The 587-nt window shown below is 70.0% G+C and carries 1 protein-coding gene; it reads left to right on the plus strand.

The window, feature by feature from the left end; genetic code table 11:
* A partial coding sequence (locus JHAT_RS33560) for an AMP-binding protein (protein ID WP_143660643.1) occupies window positions 1-587 on the plus strand: 587 nt, incomplete at both ends.

Raw genomic sequence — 587 nt, forward strand, 5'->3', positions numbered from 1 at the left:
ATCGATGTGTTGGGGGAGGTGGAGCGTCGGCGGGTGCTGGTGGAGTGGAACGAGACCGGTGTCGGGGTGGAGGCGTCGACGTTGCCGGGGTTGTTCGAGCGGCAGGTGGGTGTGTCGCCGGGTGCGGTGGCGGTGGTTGCCGGTGGTGTGGAGTTGTCCTATGGGGAGTTGAACGCGCGGGCGAATCGTCTGGCGCGGTTCCTGGTGGGGCGTGGTGTGGGGCCGGAGTCGTTCGTGGCGGTGGTGATGCCGCGTTCGGTGGATCTGGTGGTGGCGTTGCTGGCGGTGGTGAAGGCCGGTGGTGCGTATGTGCCGGTGGATCCGGGTTATCCGGCCGAGCGCAGGGCGTTCATGGTCGCTGATGCGGAGCCGGTGGTGGTGCTGACGCTGGGCGGTGTGGAGGTGGGTGAGGTCGGTGGTGCCGGCGTGGTCGTCGTGGACGATCCTGCGGTCGCCGGGCTCGTCGGGGCGCTGTCGGGTGCGGACCTGGTGGACGGTGAGCGGCGTGAGCCGCTGCGGGTGGAGCACCCGGCGTATGTGATCTACACCTCGGGCTCGACCGGCCGCCCCAAGGGCGTCGTCGTCCC

Source organism: Streptomyces sp. JHA26, from assembly GCF_002005565.1.
Taxonomy (GTDB): domain Bacteria; phylum Actinomycetota; class Actinomycetes; order Streptomycetales; family Streptomycetaceae; genus Streptomyces.